Raw genomic sequence first — 23,351 nt, 5'->3', positions numbered from 1 at the left:
CTCGCCCTTTCTTTGTGGCAATCCAGTTCGCTAACTTGCTAAAATAAACCTAACCATTATTTGCTGTTATCACTATGACTTTCCTAGAAAAACTTCGCTGTTTATTTACGTTTGGCCAAGGGGTTGCCTTGTCATTACCCGAATTTGATGACGCCAGTGACCCAATAGCCCTATTTCACACGTGGTTTGATGATGCCAATAAATCTGGGATATTGTTGCCAGAAGCTGTCTCGGTAAGCACTTGCAGTAAAGATGGTCAGCCAAGCTCGCGTATGGTGCTGATGAAATCTTTCGACGAACGAGGCTTTGTGTTTTATACCAACTACGGCAGTCGCAAAAGCCATGAGCTGGAAGACAACCAAAAAGTCGCCTTGTTATTTCACTGGAATGTTTTACAACGCCAAGTACGCATTGAGGGCACCGTTGAAAAAACGACCTTGGAAGAGTCGGCCAATTACTTCAACAGCCGTGATCGTGGCAGCAAAGTGGGCGCTTGGGCGTCAAAACAAAGCCAGCAGCTCAGCCACCCGAACGAACTTAAAGAGCGCGTAAAGCAATTTGAACAAGAGTTTTCGGGTAAAGAGGTGCCACACCCGGAATTTTGGGGCGGTTGGCGCGTAAAACCGCATTACATTGAGTTTTGGCAAGGGCGTGCAAGCCGCTTACACGATAGGCTGTGCTTTGAACACAGTGACAGCGGTTGGCAAACGTTTAAGTTACATCCATAGCGCTTAGCTTTTAACTCTTAGCTTTTGGCAGAAAAGAACACCCAGTAAAAAGCCCAAGCACTGCTGCTTGGGCTTTTGGTTGATAGCTTAGCTATGTGACTATGTGACTAAGTGACTAAGTGACTAAAGCTTAGCCAACTAATGCTAAGAGAATGCCTGCGGCAACTGCCGAGCCAAGTACACCAGCAACGTTTGGCCCCATCGCATGCATTAGCAAGAAGTTGTGTGGGTTTGCTTCCAAACCCACCTTATTAGCCACACGTGCTGCCATCGGCACCGCAGAAACACCCGCTGCGCCAATCAGTGGATTAATTGGCTCTTTCGATAGCTTATTCATTAATTTGGCCATCAGTACGCCTGATGCCGTACCAATCGAGAATGCCACCGCACCTAAGGCTAAAATACCCAAGGTTTCAACATTTAAGAACGCTTCTGCACTTAATTTTGAGCCAACACCTAAGCCCAAGAAGATAGTCACGATGTTAATCAATTCGTTTTGCGCGGTTGAGCTTAAACGATCAACAACGCCGGACTCACGCATCAAGTTACCTAAACAGAACATACCAACCAATGGTGTTGCTGCCGGCAAGAAGAATATCGCCATTAGCAGTACCGCCAGTGGGAAAATGATCTTCTCAATTTTGGTAACATGACGCAGTTGCGCCATCTCAATTTTGCGCTCTTCTTCGTTTGTGAACAGCTTCATAATTGGCGGCTGAATAATAGGTACTAACGCCATGTAGGAATAGGCTGCAACCGCGATGGCACCAAGCAATTCAGGCGCTAGTTTCGACGCTAAGAAGATCGCCGTAGGGCCGTCAGCACCACCAATAATGGCGATGGCCGAAGCGTCTTGTAAGCTAAATTCAAAACCCGGTACAGCGTTTAATGCAATGGCTCCAAACAAGGTGGCAAAAATACCAAATTGCGCAGCCGCCCCTAAAAATAAGGTTTTAGGGTTGGCAATCAAGGCGCCAAAGTCAGTCATTGCCCCCACGCCCATAAAAATAAGCAGTGGGAAAATGCCTGTATCTATCCCCGCGTAATAGACATAGTGCAGCAAGCCCCCGACTTCAGAGAAGCCGGCAACAGGAATGTTCGTCAATATGGCGCCAAAGCCCATAGGCAATAGCAATAAGGGTTCAAAGTTTCTCGCGATGGCCAAATACAATAGGCCACAACCAACCAACATCATAATGACCTGACCAACCTCAAAGTTAGCAAGGCCAGTCGACATCCAGAGTGTTTGTAACTGCTCCATGTTCAGCCCCTATGACAAGCTCAGCAAGACGTCGCCGACCGCAACAGAATCACCTTCGCGAACATTTAAGCCAACCACAGTGCCGCCTGTTACTGCGCGTACTTCGGTTTCCATTTTCATCGCTTCCATGATGATGACGACATCACCTTCAGCGACTTCTTGGCCTTCACTGACCAGCACTTTAAAGATGTTACCGGCAAGCGGAGCGTTCAGGGTTTCTTCTGCCGATACTGAAGCGGTTTGTTTAATGGCCGCGTCTGCCGCTGAAGTTGCAGCCGCAGCTGGCGCAACGGAAGTGACACTGCCACTTGGGCCAACAACCACTTCGTAAACTTTACCGTCAACCGCTACAGAGTAATTCTCTGTCGCCGTCGAGCCTGACGATGCCGCAGGTGCCGCTTTTGGCGCAACATCTTCTTTCGTTGGCGCAGGTTCGAAAGCATCTGGGTTGTTGCGATTTTCCAAGAATTTCAAGCCAATTTGCGGGAATAGTGCGTACGTGAGCACGTCATCAATTACATCGTCAGCTAAGTCGATGTTTTTCTCTTTTGCTAATTGCTCTAGCTCCGCGGTTAGCTTATCAACCTCGGGGTCAAGTAAATCTGCGGGGCGGCAAGTGATCGCCTCAGCCCCATCAAGCACACGTGCTTGCAATTCGGCGTTCACTTCCGCCGCCGTTGCGCCATATTCGCCTTTTAACACACCAGCGGTTTCTTTAGTGATGGTTTTATAGCGTTCGCCCGTCAGGACATTCAGTACCGACTGTGTCCCTACAATTTGTGACGTAGGCGTTACCAATGGGATATAACCAAGATCTTTGCGCACTTTAGGGATTTCAGTGAGTACTTCGTCTAAACGGTCTGCTGCGCCTTGCTCGCGCAACTGGTTTTCCATGTTAGTCAACATGCCACCAGGTACCTGAGCAAGTAAGATACGCGCATCAACACCCTTTAAACTGCCCTCAAACTTGGCATATTTTTCTCGAACATCACGGAAATAAGTCGCCACTTCTGCCAACTTATTCATGTCTAAACCAGTATCGCGTGCCGAGCCTTCGACCGCAGAAACGATAGTCTCTGTTGGCGAATGGCCGTAAGTCATACTCATGGAAGAAATTGAGGTGTCAATCACATCAACATCAGCATCAATCGCCTTCATATGGGTTGCTACACTCAAGCCCGTTGTTGCATGACAGTGTAATGAAATCGGCAAAGCTACCGTTTCTTTTAATTTAGCAATTAACTCTTCGGCGTAGTAAGGCTTGAGCAAGCCCGCCATATCTTTAATACATAGTGAGTGCGCGCCCATATCCTCTAGCTGTTTAGCCATGGTGAGCCAGCCCTCTAGGGTATGTACAGGGCTTTCAGTGAAACTTAATGTCCCCTGCGCATGAGCACCCACGTTTACTGCCGCTTTGATGGCGGTTTGCAAATTGCGGACATCGTTCATGGCATCAAATATGCGGAAAACGTCAACGCCATTAACATGCGCACGTTCAACAAACTTCTCTACGACATCGTCAGCATAATGGCGATAACCAAGAATATTTTGGCCGCGAAATAGCATTTGCTGCTTGGTATTTGGCATCGCCTTTTTAAGTTCGCGAATACGGTGCCAAGGATCTTCACCTAAGTAACGAATACAAGAATCAAAAGTTGCACCGCCCCATGACTCAATAGACCAAAAGCCTACCTCATCTAGCACTGGCGCTATCGGTAACATATCTTCCAAGCGCAGTCGGGTTGCCAGCAGGGATTGGTGTCCGTCCCTAAGTACAAGCTCTGTAATGCCTAATGGTTTTGTCATGACCATGCTCCTTCTATTCTTTATTATGCTTTTGGCGGTATTGTGAAACAGCGGCAGAAATCGCCGCTACAACCGATGGTGAGACACCATCTTGGGCCGTGGATTTTTTAACGGGTGAACGAGTAACGGCTTGCGCAACCGGATCTGGAAACTTGTTAGCCAGTGGCGCTAAGATGGTATTAATAATCACCACTAAAATACCGAGAAAGGCAAAAACAAACACCATACCAGCGAGCATTAATGTGCCTGCTTCAATAAACAATTGGCTGAGTGACTCCATTTGTTACTCTCTTATAATTTTCATTGTTTAGTTAGAATAATCACTCCAATATTGAAAAATCAATCAACAAATCACGAATCAAGATAAAAAAACAGAAGTCAATAGCAAAAAACATGATTTTTACTATTCATTCATAATATTTTGATATTTATTCACTCAAAAAACAGCAAAAAATATTTTTGTATACAATATTTTTTATCTTAGTTGATTAATTTCAGTGACATAGACAAATATTGTATACAATTTCAACCATTGAGTTGTCTATACAATTATGCACAACAAGTTGAAAGGCTTTTGCTAAGTGATCAGCAAATGAGTAGTCTAAGCCTAGTTTGAACAAGTCAAATTTCAAGCGCGTGATAAGTGGCTTACCGATCAACTCAATTTTTACTGCGCCCTCTAGCAACTAGCGACTAGCGACTAGCGACTAGCGAGGAAATGATAAGCCAACCGAGAAATGAATAGCTGGCTCAGAAACAATTGACAGCTCCGGAAATAGGTAGCAGGTTAAGACATAAGTAATAAGGAAAAATTAGCCGCATAAATGACAAGATAGCCGATATGAAATAATCCATGTGAAATAGTCCACTAGCGACATTGATGATCAAGCTCAAGCTAGAGGCTCAGCATAAAGGTTTGTTGTAGTCTCGAGTAACCAAGGTCGCGGTTTTGTATTGATACTGTAGTGGCAAAAGTCGAACCTGCGACCGACTGGTTCGTCGCCACTTCACTTTTATATCAGGCTATCCAGCTGAGCTGCGCGTCCGCAGTCAATCGCAATCTACACCATCAGTCATGAACAGTGAGCAATTTTGTGTAGACGAAAAAAAACCAGTCAAAAGACTGGTTTATTCTTTTTTCAAGATATGTGGCACTCTTGATTGCTGTAGCACAGGCAGGAGTCGAACCTGCGACCGCTTTGTTCGTCGCCACTTTACTTTTATATCAAACTATTCAGCTGAGCTGCGCGTCCGCAGTCAATCGCAATCTACACCATTAGCCATAAATAGTGAGTATTTCGTGCAGACGAAAAAAAACTAGTCAAAAGACTGGTTTCTTAGATGTGGCGCTCTTGATTGCTGTAGCACTGGCAGGAGTCGAACCTGCGACCGACTGGTTCGTCGCCACTTCATTTTTATATCAGGCTATCCAGCTGAGCTAGGCGTCCGCGGTCAATCGCAATCTATGCCATCAGTCATGAACAGTGAGCAATTTTGTGTAGACGAAAAAAAACCAGCCAAAAGACTGGTTTCTTAAATATGGCGCTTTCGATCGCTGTAGCACTGGCAGGAGTCGAACCTGCGACCGCCTGATCCATAGCCACTTTACTTAAATATCAGACTATCCAGCTGAGCTAGGCGTACGCAGTCAATCGCAATCTACACCATCAGCCATAAATAGTGAGCAATTTCGTGCAGACGAAAAAAAACCAGTCAACAGACTGGTTTCTTAGATGTGGCGCTCTTGATTGCTGTAGCACTGGCAAAAGTCGAACCTGCGACCGACTGGTTCGTCGGCACTTCACTTTTATATCAGGCTATCCAGCTGAGCTAGGCGTCCGCGATCAATCGCAATCGACACCATAAGCACAAATAGCTAACCATTTCGTGTAGACGAAAAAAAACCAGTCAAGAGACTGGTTTCTTAGATGTGGCGGACGCGGCAGGAGTCGAACCTGCGACCGCCTGGTTCGTAGCCAGGTACTCTATCCAGCTGAGCTACGCGTCCGCGGTCAATCATTATTTTATATCCCGAGGTAAGGATAGTCTTTATTGTGCTGCCACTTTAAAGAAAGTGGCGGACGCGGCAGGAGTCGAACCTGCGACCGCCTGGTTCGTAGCCAGGTACTCTATCCAGCTGAGCTACGCGTCCGCAATAAAATAAAACAATACTAATTTATTTAACCAGCCTTAATATTAGCTGCTTTTCTATGCTTAACCAGTTGTTTAAGTTGATTACCACTTTCGAGAAAGTGGCGGACGCGGCAGGAGTCGAACCTGCGACCGCCTGGTTCGTAGCCAGGTACTCTATCCAGCTGAGCTACGCGTCCGCAATAAACTTAAATCTTAATCCTAGTTAATCTAGAAGCCATTAAGAAATAATGGCGGTGAGAGAGGGATTTGAACCCTCGATACGGCTACAAACCGTATACTCCCTTAGCAGGGGAGCGCCTTCAGCCACTCGGCCATCTCACCAGTGGCTGCGAATATTAATGATTCTGAAAAATAAGTCAAACAGTTTTTTAAACTTTTTATTCCGTTCGCTCACAATTAGTACAACACGTCGATAATTGATGCAAATATGTGATTATTTCATCAATTCTTCCGTCACTTTTGTTCGTTTTCTACTTTGGCTTGTCGGTAATATTTGCCCAATAAAAAAAGGCTACCCATTGGGTAGCCTTCAAAAAAGTTAAATAAATACGTATTTATTCGACTTTACTCATGTCACCACCTTTAATGATAGAGAAATCTTTCAGTTTGAAATATTTCTTCACCACTTTGTGTAGCTGCTCAGGCGTTAAAGACGCCAGTTGTTTTTCGTACTTTTTGTCAAACTGCATGGTTTTGTTGTAGTACAAGTTACCATTTAGTTTGCCCACTAACTCGCGATCTTGTGAGCGGCTGACACGCTTGCCTTGCAATAAACCCGATTTTGCTGCTTCCACTTCCTCAGCAGTAAAGCCATCTTTAATCAGCCTAGCTAGCTCTTCTTTAAAGCCCACTTCAACTTTTGCCAGGTTTTGTGGTGCACAAATCGCATAAGCCCCCATTGATGCGCGCGCATCACTGCTGCTCATACGCACAAAAGAACCAGCACCATAGCTCAGACCATCTTTTTGGCGTAAACGCGTTGCTAGTCGACTGTTGAGGAAGCCTCCGCCGAAAATATAGTTTGCCAACTCCAATGCAGGTGCATCTTTGCTGTTAACGCCAACAGGTAAAGTGGTCGAGGCAACAAATACCGCATTTTCTTTATCTGGGGTGTTGAACGTTTGGTCTTTACTCGGCTGCTGGTGATAAGGGTGTGTAATGCGCTGGTAAGCTTGATCTGACGACCACTTGCCAAATAGCTCGTTCAACGTTTTAACAACGACCCTTTCGTCAAAGTCACCCACGACACTAACCTGCATGCTGTTCGCGCTGTAGAATTGCTTGTGGAAGGCTTGTAGGTCAGCCAGTTTTACTGTTTTCAGGTTGGCTAGCTCTTCTTCCATCGTGGCAATATAACGCGGGTGTGACGCATCAAATGGACTCTGACGGCGAGAGAATTCTCTGAACACAATCGCTTGTGGATCTTGTAGCTGTTGTTCAATATCAACTTCCGTGGTTGAAACAAGTTGATCGAACTCTTTCGCGTCAAACGAAGGCTGTTGCAGCACTTGCGCCATTAGCTTTAACGCAGGAACAAGGTTGGCTTTCACCGTTTCCAGGCGCGCTGAAGCACCTTCTACATCACCGCCAATGCGAGCATTAGTTTTGAGCTTGTCGAATTCGTCTTTTAACTGTTCACGAGTGTATTTTGTCGTACCACGCATCAGCATGCTACCGGTTAACTCACCCACTAGACCTTTGCTTTGTAATGAATCTAAATCACCCATTTGGGTGGCAACATTAACCACAACCGACTCACCGCGAGTTTTCTTCGCCAACAGCGCCACTTTAATGCCATTGTCTAGCGTTAACATTTTAGTGCGGCTATCAATGTTGTCGTGACTCGGGTCGAAAGCTTCACCCTGCGCGATGTTTTCACGCCCCTTGTAGCCTTCGAGCATTGCGGCAACGCTTTCTACCTGTGGAATTTCGACACGCTCAGGTTTGTCAGTTGGAATATAGCGGCCAACGGTACGGTTGTTTTGTACAAAGTAGGTATCAACAACACGTTGTACATCGGCCGTGGTCACCTGCTCGATGCGATCGCGATTTAAGAACAGTAAGCGCCAATCGCCCATACCAACCCACTCACTTAGCCCCAGCGCAATACGCTCAGAGGAATTAAACGTTAGTTCAATGTCCTTTAAAATGGTGCGTTTTGCACGTTCAACTTCGTCATCGGTGAACGGCGTTGCCATGGTTTTCTCAAGCGTTTTGATCAGCTCAGCTTCCGTGACGGCTAAATCTTGATCCTTATCGACTTGCGCGAAGTAAAGCGCCACGCCCGGCTCTTCCCACTGGAAGTTAAAGCCAAACGCACGGCTCGCCAGTTTGTTTTCAACAAGAGCTTTGTGCAAGCGACCAGTTGCTGCGGCGCCGAAGATCTCGGCGGCAACATCAAGCGCGGCAAAATCTTCGTGTGAGCCAGCTGGCACCTTGTAAACACTGCCCACTAGCTGCACGTCACCAACGCGACGTACGGTAACTTCACGTTCACCATCTTGCGCAGGGTCTTTTGTGTAAAGTGGCTCAATAACACGTGTTGGCTTTGGAATCACGCCAAAGTACTTATCGATCAGCTTGATCATGCTGTCGTTTTCAAATTTACCGGCAACAATCAAGGTTGCATTATCTGGCTGATAGTACTTTTTGTAGAACGCTTTTAAGCGGTCGATCGATACGTTTTCAAGGTCAGAGCGAGCACCGATGGTTGATTTACCGTAGTTGTGCCATTCAAATGCACTGGCCAAGGTACGCTGCAAGGTCACGCGAAATGGGCTATTTTCGCCGCGCTCAAATTCATTGCGCACTACCGTCATTTCACTGTCGAGGTCTTTTTTCGCGATAAACGAATTGACCATGCGATCCGCTTCCATGTCTAACGCCCAGTTAATGTTCTCTGGCGAGGCTGTGAAAGTTTCAAAGTAGTTAGTGCGATCTGTCCACGTGGTACCGTTTGGACGCGCACCGTGTGAGCTTAGCTCAGCTGGAATATCTTTATGACGAGGCGTTCCCTTAAACACTAAATGTTCGAGTAGATGCGCCATACCGGTTTCGCCGTAATTCTCATGTTTCGAGCCAACGTGGTAAGTCACATTAACGGTCACCGTTTCTTTGGTTTGATCAGGAAATAATAGTACTTGCAGACCGTTGTCCAAATGGTATTCAGTTATACCTTCGATACTCGTCACTTGTTTGGCCGCCAGCGCAGACCAAGAAACAGCACTTAAACTGCTACAGACCACAGAAGCAACTAGCCAGCGCTTGGTGGGTTGGGCTAAGAACATCCCGTTCTCCTTGTTGTTTTTATAGAAAGATTAACACCAATTCAACAATGTAAAGGAAGTTGACACATTTGGAAATATCTGCGCATAAAAAAGGCCAGCGTAACGCTGGCCTTTTTTGTATCAATTTTTCTCAAGTTCGCTTAGAACTGGTTGCCTGATGGCTCTGAATCGCCTTTTTCGGCTTGTATGCGCATGTAGATTTCTTCACGATGCACAGAAACTTCTTTTGGTGCATTAACACCGATGCGTACTTGGTTACCTTTAACACCTAGTACAGTGACAGTCACGTCGTCACCAATCATTAATGTTTCACCTACGCGGCGAGTTAATATTAACATTCTTCGATTCCTTTAAGTATGAATTGAGATCCACTAATTTTCTTTAAGCTAGTTTTTTGGTCATTGACCTTATCTAAGTTAGTCTATATTTTACATTTATCCATAAAAACTATGGGTAAAAATAGTCACTTAGGAAGATGAATCCAAACCAAATCCGCTATGCAGTATTTGAACCGCGCGAACCAGATAAGTTTCATCAATTACAACAGAACATGAAATTTCTGAGGTAGAAATTAACTTTATGTCAATTTCTGAAGATGCGAGTAGGGCGACAATTTTGCCAACCACTTTGGCATGAGCATTCAGGCCAATTCCAACTGCTGATATTTTAGCAACTGAATCGCGGCTGCGGATAGTACCAAATTTGTTACACATTGTAATCTCTTGCAGCGCATTTTTCGCACATAAAAGCTTGTCTCGATTCACGGTAAACAAGAGCTGCTTAGCGAGTGATGACTCACCTATCAGCTGTACCATATCCGCTTCAATAGCACTGTTATCAAGGGCGTCAAATAGCGCTGGTAATGCACTGTCACTCACCTCTGAGATAGCGATCAAGGCCTGTTGCTGATCATGCACAATACTCGTTACCAGATTGCTATCTTGGCTTTCTGCCAATACTTGTTCTTTAGGTAACACTAACGTTCCCTCCCCTTGGCTAAAGCTGCTCAGTACCCTGATTGGCATATTGTGCTGATAGGCATATTCAACAGCGCGGTTTTGCAGCACTTTGGCACCTAAACTCGCCATGACCAGCATTTCATCAAAACGCAAATAATTAATGCGCTGCGCACAACTGACAAGACGAGGATCCGCACTGTAGACACCATCAACATCTGTGAATATTTGCGCCTCAGCAGCGTGCAAGGCAACTGCTAAGGCAACGGCGCTAGTGTCTGAGCCACCGCGCCCTAATGTTGTGATATTTTGCTCTTGATCTTGGCCTTGAAAACCCGCAACAACAATCACTTGCTCTTGCGATAAGGCTTGTGAGAGGCGTTTGGTGTCAATCGCTTGTATCCGCGCGGCGCCAAAGCGATTATCGGTTTGAATGCCGACTTGATGGGCAAGCAGTGAAATCGCTGAAATACCACGCTGCACCAGCGCAATAGCAAGCAGTGAAATGCTCACTTGCTCGCCAGAAGCCAAAAGCATATCAAGCTCTCGGCTAGCAGGCTGGGCATCAAGCTGTTGTGCCATCGCCAGCAAGCGATTGGTTTCACCCGCCATAGCAGAGAGCACCACCACCACTTGATGGCCTTGCCTAACCGTCGCAATCACATTTTCTGCCACGGCTTCAATACGCGAAAGGGAACCTACCGAGGTTCCCCCATATTTTTGAACGATAACCGCCATGTAAAAACGAGTGGCAAGTTAGCCGAGTTTCTCAGTCAACCATGGCTGTACCGACGCAAGTGCTGTTGCGATATTTTCAGGTTGGCTACCACCGGCCTGTGCCATATCTGGACGACCGCCACCTTTACCACCTACTTGCTGAGCCACCATATTAACCAACTCACCCGCTTTAACTTGACCTGTTAGGTCTTTTGTCACGCCAGCAATTAAGCCAACTTTATCGCCGTTCGCGGTTGCTAACATGATAATGCCTGAGCCCATTTTCACTTTAAGCTCGTCAACCATGCCACGCAGCGCTTTTGATTCGACACCGTCTAAATCCGCAATCAAGGCTTTGACGCCATTGATTTCAACAGCTTGACTGACTAAGTCACCACTTGCGGCAGCAGCTAGTTGCTGTTTAAGTTGCGTGATTTCTTTCTCTAATTGCTTAGCGCGCGAGATCATTTGCTCAACCTTACCCGTGGTGCCAGCGACATCAGACTTCACCATAGATGCGATGGTAGCCAGTGTATCGGCTTGGCTATCAATAAAGTCCAATGCGGCTTCGGCGGTAACCGCTTCAATACGGCGAACGCCAGCGGCGATGCCAGATTCCGAAGTGATTTTTAACAGGCCAATATCACCCGTGCGGTCAACGTGTACACCACCACAAAGTTCAGTTGAGAATTCAGCTAGCGTCACTACGCGCACTTCGTCGTCGTACTTCTCACCAAATAATGCCATTGCCCCTTTGGCTTTAGCTTCGTCAATTTGCATCAACTCGGTTTCACGTTTAACGTTGTGGCGAATTTCGCTGTTCACCATGTGCTCAATTTGGCTGAGCTCTTGTGCCGTTACCGCTTCAAAATGCGAGAAGTCAAAACGCAGCTTGTCTGGGTCAACCAATGAACCTTTTTGCGTGACATGATCGCCTAGCACCTTGCGCAGCGCTGCGTGTAAAATATGCGTAGCCGTGTGGTTTTTAACAATTTTCTCGCGGCGTACTAAATCAATTTCCGCTTTCACACGGCGATTTAGGCCAATCGCAATTTGCGCTGTACCGTGGTGAGCAAAGGCATTACCCACTTTGACTGTGTCGGTCACTTCAAATGTACCGCCGTCCAAGTGCAAGACACCTGTGTCCCCTACTTGACCACCTGATTCAGCGTAAAATGGTGTGTTATCAAGGATCACGACACCTTTATCACCCGGCGCTAATTCAACAACCGCTTCGCCTTCTTTGAATAGCTCAACCACGGTACTTGAGTATTCGTGATTGGTGTAACCTTTAAATTGAGTGAGCTTGTCAGATTTAAGCTGCTCGTTGTAGTCAGTACCGAATTGGCTGGCTTGCTGGGCGCGCTCACGCTGTAAGCCCATCGCAACGTCAAAACCGTTGTGGTCGATGCGCAATTGACGCTCGCGCGCGATATCAGCGGTTAAGTCTGCCGGGAAGCCATACGTATCATACAGTTTGAACACATCATCACCATTGATGGTATCGCCCTCTAAGCCACCAATAATGTCTTCAAGTAACGCCATACCGCGGTCTAGCGTGCGGCCAAATTGCTCTTCTTCAATACGCAACATTTTTTCAACAACGGCTTGCTGCTGAACAAGCTCAGGGTAAGCTTCGCCCATTTGCTCAATCAATGCTGGTACTAATTTGTGGAAGAAGAAGTCTTTCGCACCGAGTTTGTGACCGTGGCGAATCGCACGGCGAATAATGCGGCGAAGTACGTAACCACGACCTTCATTTGACGGCATCACACCATCGGCAATCATAAAGCTACATGAACGAATATGGTCGGCAATAACGCGCAGTGATTTGTTCTCTAAATCGTTGCACGCAAGCAGGCTTGCAGCAGCGCCGATCAACCCTTGGAAAATGTCGATTTCGTAGTTGCTGTGAACATCCTGCATGATCGCAGAAATACGCTCTAAGCCCATGCCGGTGTCGACAGACGGCTTAGGTAAAGGCTCCATCGTGCCATCGGCATGACGGTTGAACTGCATAAATACTAAGTTCCAGATTTCAATGAAACGGTCGCCATCTTCTTCTAGTGAGCCTGGAGGACCACCCCAGATTTGTTCACCGTGATCGTAGAAAATTTCTGAACAAGGGCCACATGGGCCAGTGTCACCCATTGACCAGAAGTTGTCAGAATCGTATTGCTTAGCACCGTGCTTGTCGCCAATACGAATAATTTTCTCGGCGGGTACGCCAACTTCTTTATGCCAGATATCAAACGCTTCTTGGTCGGTTTCATATACCGTCACGAGGAGCTTTTCAGTCGGTAGTGCTAGAACTTCCGTTAAAAATTGCCATGCAAATTTAATGGCATCTTGCTTAAAGTAATCACCAAAGCTGAAGTTACCTAGCATTTCAAAGAAGGTGTGATGACGTGCCGTGTAGCCAACGTTCTCTAAATCGTTGTGCTTACCACCAGCACGCACACAACGCTGTGATGAGGTAGCACGTGTATAGCTGCGAGTTTCTGCACCTAAAAATACATCTTTAAATGGCACCATACCGGCGTTTGTAAACAACAAGGTCGCATCATTGCCCGGTACTAATGAAGCACTTTGGACAATTTGATGTTGTTTGGAGGCAAAGTAATTTAAAAATGCTTTGCGTATCTCAGCACTACTTCTAATCATGGTTATTCCAACACTTTCGGTTAATTTGCATTCAATGCCGTTAAGCACTCGTCCATCGAGAAGCCACGGTATTGTAAAAATCGTAATCGCTTGGCTTTGTCTTTTTGATCTTCAATTGGCGCATGGCCAAAACGTTTCTGATAGGCTTGTTCTGCTTGGGTGTACCAGTCAACCTTGAGCTCATCTAGCACCCCAGTGTAGATGTCACTATTCACCCCTTTGAGCTTGAGCTCTTGGCGGATCGCATTCCAGCCGTAGCCGCGACTCACTTTATTGCGAATCACACTTTCCGCAAAACGTATGTTCGACAAGTAACCTTCGTCCAATAAAAACGCGATAACTTGTTTAATATCGTCTGATGAATAGGCCTTTTTGCTCAGCTTTTGCGTTAGCTCTTTAGTCGAGTGTTCCCGGCGTGATAATAGCCCGATGGCGGAGTGTAAAACGTCTTTATTCAAAAATCATAAAAGCCAGACAAATAATAGTCGGTATTCTACCTAAACCAATGAAGATGTGTAGTGCTTTTATACCAATCCAGCAAAGAAAGCAGGCGTAAAGCGAGAATGTAAAGCATCAGCGAAGCAATAGTAATGGCCAAGCGTTAGGTGAATCAGTTAGTTGGATGATATAGCAAACTGGCGAAGCGCTAACAACGATTGCCGCGCTTCGCCAAAGTGTTGCTAAAATTCTTGTGAAATGCCTTTATTGATAATCAGTCAATAGGTTTTTTAACCAGCGCTCTTCGGTAATAAAGCGCCACGACAACGTTTTGTATTTGTCTTCAACACCTGCGGCCAGAATTTCTGCTTCTGTTCGACCAGCTTTTAACTGCGCCTTCACTTGTTTGCTCGTATCACTCATCATATTGGCAAACTGCTGTAGCCCCGCCTTGTCAGTTATTTCACCATGCCCCGGAATAATCACCACGTCATCGGGAAAGACCTTGAGCATATAATTGACATTGGCAATGTAACCATCAACCGAGCCGCCGCCTTTTAAATCGACGTAGGGGAAACGTCCCTCAAAAAACAAATCCCCCGTATGCAGCACATTTGCTTGTTTAAAGTATGATCTGATCCAATAGTTTTGGACACCTCATTAAGTGAGTAAAATAACTCACAGAGGTGAATAATGACATCCCAAAAGAAAATCCGAAAAACCTATTCAGTAGAATTCAAAGAAGAAGCTCTAAAGCTAGCAGCCAAAGTTGGAGTAGCACAGGCTGCACGTGAACTTAGCATTTATGAATCTCAACTTTACGCATGGAGAAGTTCGGCACAAAAAAAAGCATCCACATCTGAACGAGAAAGTTCTTTAGCCACAGAAAATGCGAAGTTAAAACGCCAATTAGCCGAACAAGCCGAGGAGCTAGAAATACTAAAAAAGGCGGCCACCTACTTCGCGAAAAACCAAAAGTAGCCAGATTTGAGTTTATTAAAGACAATCACGGCTCATTCTCCATTGTCAGAATGACTCGTGCATTGTCCGTTTCGCCAAGTGGGTATTATTCATGGTTGAAGGCTTGTCAACAGCCAAGCAAGCGAAAGCAGGCACAGCAAGTTCGTGATGAAAAAGTCAGGCACATTTTTGATGACAGTAAAGAGCGAGATGGTGCTAGACGCATCCAAGCTGAGCTTGAAGAACAAGGTCATAGACATGACATAAAAACCATCGCCAACAGCATGGAGCGTCAAGGGCTTGTTGCCAAAGCAGGGCGTAAGTTTAAAGTCACGACAGACAGTAAACATTCGTTACCTGTTGCACCGAATTTACTAGAACAGAATTTTACCAGCGACAAGCCAAATCAGAAATGGGCGGGTGATATCACCTATCTAATGACGAGCGAAGGCTGGTTATATCTAGCCGTTATCATTGACTTATACTCCCGCTCAGTGATTGGCTGGTCGATGAGTACCCGTATGACCTCAACGCTGGTCTGTGATGCTTTACAAATGGCTTTATGGCGCAGAGGCAAACCTAAGAATGTCATTGTGCATAGCGATCGTGGTAGCCAATATTGCTCACACGCTTATCGTGATTTGATTAAAAAGAACTGTTTAATCCAAAGCATGAGTCGAAAAGGCAACTGCTGGGACAATGCCTGTGTTGAAAGCTTCTTCCATTCAATGAAAGTTGAAGCGGTTCAATATGAGCCGATTATGAACCGAGAAACCATGCGCCAGCACATATTTGAGTACATCGAAATTGATTACAACAAAAAAAGAAGGCATAGTGCCTTGGGCTATTTAAGTCCTGAAAGATTTGAACAATTAAATGTCGCTTAATGCAGTGTCCAGTTTTACTGGTTCAGATCATTTCTATTGGCGCAGCTATTGGCAAAGCCTTAAGATAGTATTATTAGAGAAGCTTTATAAGGTTTAAGGTTTAAGGTTTAAGGTTTAAGGTTTAAGGTTTAAGGTTTAAGGTTTAAGGTTTAAGGTTTAAGGTTTATAGAGCTTCGCACAGGGAAAATAACTATGTTTATTGAATTTTTAAAGAATAGAACAGATGCTGAAGCAGTTTTAATTTTTTTTGTATTAGGAGTTTTAATTCTTTTTAGTGGTGTAAAAATCGGTCAATTGATTGGTATGTTAATTAAGAGTTTTTCATGAAGAGAAAATTTGATGTCGCTATTGTTGGCGCAGGACTAGCAGGGCAAAGTTGTGCGCTTGTAACTGCAAGAGGGTTACTAGATGTTGCAATATTTGGAGCGAATAACTCTCAAAATAATAACTTTGAAACTCATAATTTTATTACTAATGATGGTTTAACTAAAAAGAGTATTTTATCTAAAGGTCTATCAGATCTGAAAAAATACTCTAACATCAATATTTATAGCGATCCAGTAATAAAAGTTTCAGTTACGATGAATGGTTATTTAATATTCACAGAAGAAGGTGTGGCAATTGAAGCTGAGAAAGTTGTTTTTGCAATGGGAAATAACTTTGATTTCGATTCTACAAAAATTGAAGGCCTTAAAAAGGTATGGGGTACAAGTGCATTTTCTTGTGCTTATTGCCATGCATATGAACTTAAAGGTAAGCCTATTTCTATAATTGCTCAAACAGAATCCGATATTCATTTTATTAAATTGCTTCGAAGGTGGTCAACAGATATTAAAATATTTATTCATGCAGAGGAACACATAAATATTGAACAGATGATCTACAGGAATATCCCTGAACCGAAGATATATAATAAGAAAATCAAAAGTATTGAAAGTTGTGAAGGTCAAATAACCTCTTTGGTATTAGAGGATGGTAAGAGGGTTGCGTCAGATGCATTATTTATATCTGACATAGACACTCGAACAAATATCATTATAGATAGCATCTATAACTCAACAACTTTTAATTCACAATTGAATAGAAACTTATACAAGACTGATCCTTATGGAAGAACGGATATGAAAAATATTTTCATAATAGGAGACTCTAGAACTAGATTCTCTACATTAGTAGGGGTAGTGTTTAGAAATCTGTGTCATTTCAGTAATATTAAGAAAATAGGAATGACACATGACTCAATCTTTCGACTTCAACAAAGCATTAGCAGAACTTCAATCAGGTAAAGGGTTAACGGGTGAAGATGGTGTTTTAACGCCACTCATTAAACAATTAACAGAAGCTGCACTCAAAGCCGAGCTAGAGCAACACCTAGACTCAGAGCAACAACCTAACCGTAAGAACGGTACAAGCAAGAAAACGGTTAAATCCTCCGTAGGCCAGTTTGAGCTTGAAACCCCAAGAGACCGTACTGGCTCATTTGAACCTCAACTCGTTAAGAAAAATCAAACTAAGCTAACCGCTGAGATTGACCATAAAATCCTATCCATGTTTGCGTTAGGCATGAGCTATCGTGATATTCGCAGCCATGTTCAGGAAATGTACGGCATTGAAATCTCAGAAGCCACGATAACAGGCGTTACAGACCAGCTCATACCAGAGCTAAAAGCGTGGCAATCACGTAGCCTTGATACGCTGTACCCGTTTATCTGGCTTGATGCTATTCACTATAAAATCAAGGAAAGTGGCCGTTATGTTAGCAAAGCTGTTTACACCGTACTCGGCATAAATATCGAAGGTCGCAAAGAGTTACTTGGCTTATACGTCTCAGAAAGCGAAGGCGCTAACTACTGGCTATCAGTGCTCACCGATTTACACAATCGCGGCGTATCCGATATTTTAATTGCTTGTGTTGATGGACTTAAAGGCTTTCCTGAGGCCATTGGTACTATCTATCCTGAAACAGAGGTTCAACAGTGCGTTATTCATCAAATTCGTAACTCGATGAAGTATGTTGCTTCAAAGCACCAGAAAGCATTTATGGCGGACTTAAAGCCTGTTTACCGTGCAACGACCAAAGATGCCGCAGAAGCAGCCTTAGACGAATTAGATGCTAAATGGGGCAAGCTATATCCCATCGTGATTGAGTCTTGGCGCAGAAAATGGGCTAACTTGTCGGTTTACTTCAAGTATCCAGACTACGTGCGCAAAGCTATTTACACCACCAATGCTATCGAGGCAGTGCACCGCCAGTTTAGGAAATTGACCAAAACGAAAGGCGCTTTCCCGAACGAAAATAGCTTGATGAAATTATTGTATGCGGGCATATTGAACGCTTCGAAGAAATGGACAATGCCAATCCACAGTTGGAACCTGACATTGTCGCAATTAGCCATCCACTTCGAGGGGCGATTAGATGGCGTGCTAGATATTTAGCAATTTAGGCTGACACAGAATTCTGAACGCCCTCTTAGTAGGTGCAGCCAATGAAGGCTTTTTAGCCGGTATTATGATTGTTACAACGTATCTTAGTTTAGAAGCTAATTTTAATGATTATATCTAATAAACTTTCATTTTCTGTATTAAAAAGATGTCCACTCATTCTTCAATCAGAAATTGTTCTGGTCAACTCCAGCCGGACACTTTTCTAAAAGAATTTTCATACTCTACTGGTGACAGATCACTATTAGCTGAATGCAGTCTTTCTAAGTTGTAATACTTCATATAATCGACAACATCATTTTTCATATGCTCACGCGTAGGTTGAGCCACTTTAAGTAACCAATCATGTTTCAAACTGCCAAAGAACCTCTCCACTACTGCGTTATCCCAACAGGCTCCCACATCACCCATACTCGCTCGAATACCAAATTGTTCGAGCAGCTGACGGTAACGCTTACTGGTGTATTGAGAGCCTCGGTCAGAGTGGAATACTAAGCCTTTAGCTGGTTTTCTCAGGTTATAAGCCCTAATCATGGCTTTCATCACTAAGTCAGTCGTCATACGTTTATCTATATGCCAACCAACAATGCGTCGAGAATATAAATCCATCACAACAGCAAGATACATCCAACCTTCGCCTGTTTTTAAATAAGTCACATCACCAGCCCAAATCTGATTTGGCCCCAACGGATTAAAGTTCTGATTAAGCAAATTATCTGCAACTGCATCAGCATGCTTACGCTTCGTTGTTACCTTGTAGGCAACTCGCTGCTTTACTTTCAGGTTCAACGCTTCCATGAGCTTTCGAGTTCTGTGCTTACCAATTTCAAAGCCTTCTTTGCGTAAGTTTTTATGTAGCTCGCGATAGCCCAAGCTTTCACGACTGCGTTTAAACAGCGCTTTAGCTCGCCGATATAAATGAAGCTCTTCTGCCGTAATTAACTTGGCTGGCCGTTTGAGCCATGCATAGTAAGCAGAGCGACTGACTTGCATCACAGCACACATCTTGCGGACGTCATGAGCCTGACTATTGGCTTTGACGAACTCGTACTTTACTTCATTTCTTTCGCAAAGAAGGCGCTTGCCTTTTTTAAGATCTCTTTCTCCACTTTGAGTTCTTTAACTTCTTTTCTCAGTCGTTTTAGCTCTGCTCGTTCACCTTCACTTAACGCATTGCCAGCTTGTTGTTGTTCAAGTTTAGCTTTCCAGTTATAAATGAGTTTAGTTGTAATTCCCAAAGAGGCTGCGGCTTGTGAGACCGTATAGCCTTGCTCAGTCACTAAAGCTACAGCTTCTTGTTTAAATTCGGTTGTATAGGTTTTGTTTTTTCGTTTTGTCATTTAACACCTCAATATTGGAACATTGTCCTTTATTAAAGTGTCCGGCTCAATTAAACCAGTTCAATCTAGCTCTGTGTTGGCAATAGATTGTGATGATACGATATCAGCAAGAACCTTACCGCAACCGATGGGAGGGAGTTGGTCAGGATCACCTGTAAAAATAATTCTGACGGATGGGTGAATATGATTAACTAATCGGTACATCGTAGGTATGTCAATCATGCTAGCTTCGTCAATTACAAGGAGATGATTTGGTTTTTCCTGACTCGGTTCAATAGGCTCGTCCCTGAGTAGTTTGGCTATTGTTGATGTAAAAAAACCTATTGATTCGTGAAGGCGCATTGCAGCACGACCACTTAGTGCTACAGCGTGAACTTCAAACCCTATTTGGTGATAAGCCTTTAATGCTGTTCTTAAAACCGTTGTTTTACCAGTGCCTGCACCTCCTGTTATACAACTTACAGCATTATCTAAACAGGTAACGACAGCAACTTCTTGCTTCTGCAATATTTCGTAAGGAAGTTCATTTTTAGCTGAATCATATGCTGCTTTGGCTCTGTCATCCAGTAACTCTGTTTTTGAAGCAAGTAATTTAAGTCGTTTCGCAACGACACTCTCCATTAACAATTGAGCTGTTGGGTGATAGGTTCCAGTTTCTGGATGTAAGATATACTGCGCTTTGTCGTACCCTTTCCGAAAAGCTAAAGAAACCAGCTCAGTATCCTTAAGTAATTTTAGCAAAGAAGGCCGTAAACTTTCTTGACTAGTGTAAGTGTGCCCTTTTTCAACTTCTTTGCGAATTGAAAATTCTAGTGCTGCACTCAATCGTTTAGGGTCGTTGTTTATTAACTTGTTTTTGAATTGATTGCTTTGTACTAGTAAATCAATATCCTCAAACTTCATACCAAAACCTATTAGCAAGTAAGGGTTTTGTTTTATGGCCCTTACGGAATTTTCACCATGATGTTTGAGTAATCGCTGTTGTATGCTTGCAGGGATCTTATGATTAGACATCCAATTACAGTGAGAAAGGTTCTTGTATTTTTTGTAACCTTCAAATAACGCACTAATGGAATCGTCACTTAGAAGCTTTCTGAGCCTTTTTCTTGTTTTAGGAGTATCATCTTGCAAAACTTTGTGAAAATCCTCCCCAAGCTCATCCCACAATGCTCTAGCTTTACCTTCACCAATGCCTTTGAAATCTTTTTCTTTACCAATGAAGCGAATAAGTTGTTCGCCATTTTCTGGTAGACTGCATTGTATAGACTCTGGTGAGTCATACGTATGCTGCTCCATCTCATAATCACCTGTATCCACTTGAGCAACATCTCTTTTGCCTGTTACAGTCCAATGCTGACCAATTGCGGGTAATACTGGTATTTTTTCTGGCGCTATTTTTATTGTGACTTAGATTCGCATAATAAGTGCAATTTCTCAGGTTAGGTGGCCAGCTGTTATAGTTCGGCTACTTTCTCGCCAAAGGAAATAGCCTTATGAACTACAAACAGCTGACACAAGCTGAACGATACCAGATTTACGCTTTGTTAAAAGCAAAACATAGTCAAAAAGAGATAGCTGAAATTTTAGAGCGCAGTCCGTCATCCATTTCACGCGAGATACGACGCAATAAAGGATTGAGGGGCTATCGACCAAAACAAGCTCACCAATTGGCTAAACAAAGACGTCAATCGGCTACTAAGTCAGTCAAAATCACAGAGCAGGTCCAAGGTTGGATTAAGTGGTTGCTTGAGCAAGACTTTAGCCCAGAGCAAATTACTGGACGGATTAAATTAGAAGAAAAGCTTTCCCTGCACCATGAGAGTATTTACCGCTATATTTATCAGGATAAAGCCCAAGGTGGTCAACTGTATAAATCTCTCACCAGAGCAGGTAAAAAATACCAAAAACGCTATGGCCGCTATAGTAAGCGTGGCCAACTTGTGAACCGTGTCGGTATTGATGAACGCCCAGCGGTAGTTGACACAAAATCTCGTCTTGGTGATTGGGAAGGTGATACTGTTATAGGAAAAGGGCGCCAACACGCCTTTGTCACACTGGTTGAGCGAAAGACACTTTATACCGTTGTTAGGCGTATTGAGAGCAAACATGCTGATATTACAGCAGACGCTATCATTGATAGTGTTATGCCACTCAAAGAAAAGGTACTGACGATTACCTTCGATAATGGTAAAGAATTTGCTCAACATGAGCGAATTGCTCAAGCGCTAGAAGCGGATGTGTACTTCGCCCACCCTTACGCTTCGTGGGAGCGAGGTATCAATGAGAATACTAACGGTTTACTGCGACGTTACTTTCCCAAAGGCACAGACTTTATGGCGCTTAGTGAAGAAGAAATTCAGGCGGCAGTTGATAAGCTCAATCACCGCCCAAGAAAGACAAGAGGTTATAAAACACCTTATGAATTATTTACCGGTCAGCCAGAGAAATTAGTGGCTGCATAAACGATTGCACTTATTAGTTGAATTCAAGACAAAAAGAACCAGCCAACAACATGATTAAAAACAATTGTTTAAAATGGTTTAATCAAACGCCAGCCCTAATTGTGCTGTCTGCTCTTCCGGCGCTTGTAAGCCAATATGAATACCTAATAATCGCACTGGCTTACCCTGACCACGAAGCAGGGCTTCTTTTAGGAGTTCATTGAGTAGTGGCAAGCTAATTTCATGGCTTTTTTGATCTTTGGTGGTTTGCACAAAATCATTAAACTTTACTTTCACGCCAAGCTTGTTCATTCCATACGTTGCTAGATACTTTTCTGAACGGCGATAAAGCTCGGGCAATAACTTTTGCGCCATAATTTCGCTAAGTTCATCATAGCTGTTGATATCATATTCAAAAGTGCGCTCAACCCCCACAGATTTTCGCACGCGCGATACTTGTACTTCTCGCTCATCAATACCATGGCTGCGCGCCCATAATACTCGCCCATATTTGCCAAACCGACTGATCAGATAAGCTTCATCAGAGCGGCGAATATCACCGCAAGTATTAAAACCCAGTTTACTGAGTTTTTCTGAGGTGACCTTACCAACTCCGGGGATTTTGCGCAGTGATAAATCTGCTAAGAAGTCCCAAATTTCATCTGGGGCTATCGTGCACTGGCCATTGGGTTTATTCAGATCAGAAGCAATTTTGGCAACAAATTTTAGTGGTGCAATACCCGCTGATGCGGTGAGCCCAGTTGCTTTAACAATTTCTTGGCGAATTTCTTGGGCAATTAACGTGGCAGAGCCTTGATGTAAGTCAGAGTCAGATAAATCTAGGTAGGCTTCATCCAGCGACAGTGGCTCAATTTTGTCAGTATAACGTTCAAATATGCCGCGAATAATCTCGCTGGTTTCTTTATACACTTGCATTCGTCCTGGCACGACAATTAAATCAGGACACTTTTTTCGCGCCAGCGCCACCGGCATTGCCGAGCTGACTCCATATTGGCGCGCAATATAGTTACAGGTCGACAGTACACCTCGGCGATCCGATTTGCCACCTACGGCGACCGGCCTATTGGCTAATGCAGGGTTGTCTCTGATCTCGACCGACACATAAAAGGCATCCATATCGATATGGGCAATTTTTCTTTGCATCGTTACCTTAAAGCCTACCTTACAAATACTGAACACTACTCAAACCTAGCCGCTATGTTATCAGCTATGTTATCAATAACGGCTAGCTACTGGATGGAGCTCGGCC

At 44.1% G+C, this 23,351-nt stretch carries 18 protein-coding genes and 4 tRNA genes; 6 read left to right on the top strand and 16 right to left on the bottom strand.

Features of this window, described 5'->3' with window-relative positions; translation table 11 throughout:
• Positions 1–74: 74 nt before the first annotated feature.
• Positions 75–728 carry a pyridoxamine 5'-phosphate oxidase gene (gene pdxH / locus DXX93_RS03510; protein WP_116006836.1) on the top strand — a complete coding sequence of 218 codons (654 nt, stop codon included), beginning with the start codon at positions 75–77 and terminating at the stop codon, positions 726–728.
• 130 nt (positions 729–858) lie between these two features.
• Here pdxH and DXX93_RS03505 read toward each other — a convergent pair whose 3' ends face one another.
• From DXX93_RS03505 to DXX93_RS03440, 13 genes are all read right to left on the bottom strand, one after another.
• Positions 859–1,989, bottom strand: a complete 1,131-nt coding sequence (locus DXX93_RS03505) for a sodium ion-translocating decarboxylase subunit beta (protein WP_116006835.1) — start codon at positions 1,987–1,989, stop codon at positions 859–861.
• Between the two features lie 9 nt (positions 1,990–1,998).
• Positions 1,999–3,795, bottom strand: coding sequence for a sodium-extruding oxaloacetate decarboxylase subunit alpha (gene oadA / locus DXX93_RS03500; protein ID WP_116006834.1), 1,797 nt, complete (start codon positions 3,793–3,795; stop codon positions 1,999–2,001).
• A gap of 13 nt (positions 3,796–3,808) precedes the next feature.
• Positions 3,809–4,075 (bottom strand): OadG family protein, encoded by a 267-nt coding sequence (locus tag DXX93_RS03495; protein ID WP_116006833.1) that lies wholly within the window; start codon positions 4,073–4,075, stop codon positions 3,809–3,811.
• Between the two features lie 1,651 nt (positions 4,076–5,726).
• Positions 5,727–5,803 (bottom strand) — tRNA-Arg (locus DXX93_RS03485).
• 67 nt (positions 5,804–5,870) lie between these two features.
• Positions 5,871–5,947, bottom strand: a tRNA-Arg gene (locus DXX93_RS03480).
• Positions 5,948–6,048: 101 nt separating this feature from the next.
• Positions 6,049–6,125 (bottom strand) — tRNA-Arg (locus DXX93_RS03475).
• A 52-nt stretch (positions 6,126–6,177) separates the two neighbouring features.
• Positions 6,178–6,270: transfer RNA gene (locus DXX93_RS03470), tRNA-Ser, on the bottom strand.
• A gap of 233 nt (positions 6,271–6,503) precedes the next feature.
• Positions 6,504–9,236 carry a M16 family metallopeptidase gene (locus DXX93_RS03465; RefSeq protein ID WP_116006831.1) on the bottom strand — a complete coding sequence of 911 codons (2,733 nt, stop codon included), beginning with the start codon at positions 9,234–9,236 and terminating at the stop codon, positions 6,504–6,506.
• A 140-nt stretch (positions 9,237–9,376) separates the two neighbouring features.
• A complete protein-coding gene (csrA, locus tag DXX93_RS03460; protein ID WP_115999145.1) occupies positions 9,377–9,574 on the bottom strand; it encodes a carbon storage regulator CsrA in 198 nt (65 codons plus the stop codon).
• A 129-nt stretch (positions 9,575–9,703) separates the two neighbouring features.
• Positions 9,704–10,930: an aspartate kinase gene (locus DXX93_RS03455; RefSeq protein WP_116006830.1), complete on the bottom strand. Its 1,227-nt coding sequence runs from the start codon at positions 10,928–10,930 to the stop codon at positions 9,704–9,706.
• A gap of 18 nt (positions 10,931–10,948) precedes the next feature.
• Positions 10,949–13,573, bottom strand: a complete 2,625-nt coding sequence (alaS, locus tag DXX93_RS03450) for an alanine--tRNA ligase (protein WP_116006829.1) — start codon at positions 13,571–13,573, stop codon at positions 10,949–10,951.
• A 20-nt stretch (positions 13,574–13,593) separates the two neighbouring features.
• Positions 13,594–14,031 (bottom strand): regulatory protein RecX, encoded by a 438-nt coding sequence (locus DXX93_RS03445; protein ID WP_116006828.1) that lies wholly within the window; start codon positions 14,029–14,031, stop codon positions 13,594–13,596.
• 244 nt (positions 14,032–14,275) lie between these two features.
• Positions 14,276–14,623: a hypothetical protein gene (locus DXX93_RS03440; RefSeq protein ID WP_116006827.1), complete on the bottom strand. Its 348-nt coding sequence runs from the start codon at positions 14,621–14,623 to the stop codon at positions 14,276–14,278.
• Between the two features lie 81 nt (positions 14,624–14,704).
• On the opposite strand from DXX93_RS03440, the gene DXX93_RS03435 reads away from it, so the two are divergent.
• The 4 genes from DXX93_RS03435 (at position 14,705) to DXX93_RS03425 (ending at position 18,294) form a co-directional block, all read left to right on the top strand.
• Positions 14,705–15,858 (top strand): IS3 family transposase gene (locus tag DXX93_RS03435; RefSeq protein WP_116006826.1). Its coding sequence is split into 2 segments (ribosomal slippage): positions 14,705–14,951 and positions 14,951–15,858, totalling 1,155 coding nucleotides; the frame shifts between segments, so codons are not numbered across the junction.
• Between the two features lie 192 nt (positions 15,859–16,050).
• Positions 16,051–16,185, top strand: coding sequence for a hypothetical protein (locus DXX93_RS20915; RefSeq protein WP_258872577.1), 135 nt, complete (start codon positions 16,051–16,053; stop codon positions 16,183–16,185).
• Positions 16,182–17,144, top strand: coding sequence for an NAD(P)/FAD-dependent oxidoreductase (locus tag DXX93_RS03430; RefSeq protein WP_116006825.1), 963 nt, complete (start codon positions 16,182–16,184; stop codon positions 17,142–17,144). Before DXX93_RS20915 ends, DXX93_RS03430 begins: the two co-directional genes overlap by 4 nt.
• Entirely contained in the window at positions 17,092–18,294 is a 1,203-nt protein-coding gene (locus DXX93_RS03425) for an IS256 family transposase (protein WP_116006715.1), read from the top strand. Before DXX93_RS03430 ends, DXX93_RS03425 begins: the two co-directional genes overlap by 53 nt.
• 189 nt (positions 18,295–18,483) lie before the next feature.
• On the opposite strand, the gene DXX93_RS03420 is transcribed toward DXX93_RS03425, so the two are convergent.
• A protein-coding gene (locus tag DXX93_RS03420; protein ID WP_116006824.1) for an IS3 family transposase occupies positions 18,484–19,640 on the bottom strand; the annotation gives its coding sequence in 2 pieces (ribosomal slippage) (positions 18,484–19,397 and positions 19,397–19,640; 1,158 coding nt in all).
• A gap of 60 nt (positions 19,641–19,700) precedes the next feature.
• Entirely contained in the window at positions 19,701–20,957 is a 1,257-nt protein-coding gene (locus tag DXX93_RS03415; RefSeq protein WP_258872576.1) for an AAA family ATPase, read from the bottom strand.
• Between the two features lie 176 nt (positions 20,958–21,133).
• On the opposite strand from DXX93_RS03415, the gene DXX93_RS03410 reads away from it, so the two are divergent.
• Entirely contained in the window at positions 21,134–22,102 is a 969-nt protein-coding gene (locus DXX93_RS03410; RefSeq protein ID WP_116006822.1) for an IS30 family transposase, read from the top strand.
• A gap of 78 nt (positions 22,103–22,180) precedes the next feature.
• On the opposite strand, the gene dinB is transcribed toward DXX93_RS03410, so the two are convergent.
• Complete coding sequence (dinB, locus tag DXX93_RS03405; protein ID WP_116006821.1) at positions 22,181–23,245, bottom strand: DNA polymerase IV; 1,065 nt, start codon at positions 23,243–23,245, stop codon at positions 22,181–22,183.
• Positions 23,246–23,351: the final 106 nt, after the last annotated feature.

The organism is Thalassotalea euphylliae (genome assembly GCF_003390335.1).
Lineage (GTDB): Bacteria > Pseudomonadota > Gammaproteobacteria > Enterobacterales > Alteromonadaceae > Thalassotalea_F > Thalassotalea_F euphylliae_B.
Note: the sequence above shows the minus strand (reverse complement) of the source record. Positions and strands in the feature narration are given on the sequence as shown.

Bases quoted from the DNA above. Each gene is read 5' to 3' on its own strand.
- DXX93_RS03410 (WP_116006822.1), top strand. From the start codon at position 21,134: ATGAACTACAAACAGCTGACACAAGCTGAACGATACCAGATTTACGCT.
- DXX93_RS03425 (WP_116006715.1), top strand. From the start codon at position 17,092: ATGACTCAATCTTTCGACTTCAACAAAGCATTAGCAGAACTTCAATCA.
- DXX93_RS20915 (WP_258872577.1), top strand. From the start codon at position 16,051: ATGTTTATTGAATTTTTAAAGAATAGAACAGATGCTGAAGCAGTTTTA.
- DXX93_RS03455 (WP_116006830.1), bottom strand. From the start codon at position 10,930: ATGGCGGTTATCGTTCAAAAATATGGGGGAACCTCGGTAGGTTCCCTT.
- alaS (WP_116006829.1), bottom strand. From the start codon at position 13,573: ATGATTAGAAGTAGTGCTGAGATACGCAAAGCATTTTTAAATTACTTT.
- DXX93_RS03505 (WP_116006835.1), bottom strand. From the start codon at position 1,989: ATGGAGCAGTTACAAACACTCTGGATGTCGACTGGCCTTGCTAACTTT.
- DXX93_RS03465 (WP_116006831.1), bottom strand. From the start codon at position 9,236: ATGTTCTTAGCCCAACCCACCAAGCGCTGGCTAGTTGCTTCTGTGGTC.
- oadA (WP_116006834.1), bottom strand. From the start codon at position 3,795: ATGACAAAACCATTAGGCATTACAGAGCTTGTACTTAGGGACGGACAC.
- DXX93_RS03430 (WP_116006825.1), top strand. From the start codon at position 16,182: ATGAAGAGAAAATTTGATGTCGCTATTGTTGGCGCAGGACTAGCAGGG.
- pdxH (WP_116006836.1), top strand. From the start codon at position 75: ATGACTTTCCTAGAAAAACTTCGCTGTTTATTTACGTTTGGCCAAGGG.
- csrA (WP_115999145.1), bottom strand. From the start codon at position 9,574: ATGTTAATATTAACTCGCCGCGTAGGTGAAACATTAATGATTGGTGAC.
- DXX93_RS03495 (WP_116006833.1), bottom strand. From the start codon at position 4,075: ATGGAGTCACTCAGCCAATTGTTTATTGAAGCAGGCACATTAATGCTC.
- dinB (WP_116006821.1), bottom strand. From the start codon at position 23,245: ATGCAAAGAAAAATTGCCCATATCGATATGGATGCCTTTTATGTGTCG.